This is a genomic window from Acetobacter sp. DsW_059 (assembly GCF_002153695.1).
Lineage (GTDB): Bacteria > Pseudomonadota > Alphaproteobacteria > Acetobacterales > Acetobacteraceae > Acetobacter > Acetobacter thailandicus.
In genome coordinates this window covers 1-598 of record NZ_JOPI01000169.1, presented here as the reverse complement: position 1 = coordinate 598, position 598 = coordinate 1, and the positions used below count along the sequence as shown (strand labels likewise).

Below are 598 nucleotides of genomic sequence, written 5' to 3'. Positions count from 1 at the left end.
CTCCGATAGCCGGAGCCACAAAATATACCGGTCCCATCATTATTTCCAGAGGAAGCCTTACTGTTGCTTCCGGCGCGGTTGCCTCCGGTGCTTATATCTCAGGCGGCTATAATAATCTCTATATTCTGTCCGGAGGAATTCTGGAATCCTCCGTGAATGTTAACGGATGGACATATGTAAGCAGCGGAGGCATTTCATCCGATAATACTCTGGTATCAGATGCCGGGCATGTATACGCCGGTGGGTCTGCTGTATCAACTACGTTTCTGGCAGGTAATTCTTCTGATGGTGGCAGTGATACTTATTATATAGATAAAGGCTCTTTCATTAGCGGGAATACCATTAATGGATCAGGAAGTATATTAAACATCAACTCTCAGGCTAATATAGAACAGCCTATTACCTATTATATTACGGAGCCGCACCCTGGATATCTGTCTGCAAATACGGTAAGTGGTGGTTACTGGATTGCTATAAAAGGCAGTGACGGAATAACATACTATGAATCTGCTACCGGAACAGGCAGTAGTGCTACTCCGATAGCCGGAGCCACAAAATATACCGGTCCCATCATTATTTCCAGAGGAAGCCTTACTGT

General features: G+C 45.0%; 1 protein-coding gene. It reads left to right on the top strand.

From position 1 onward, the window contains the following. On the top strand, nt 1-598 hold a 598-nt coding region (locus tag HK25_RS13205), incomplete at both ends, for a hypothetical protein (RefSeq protein ID WP_158092970.1).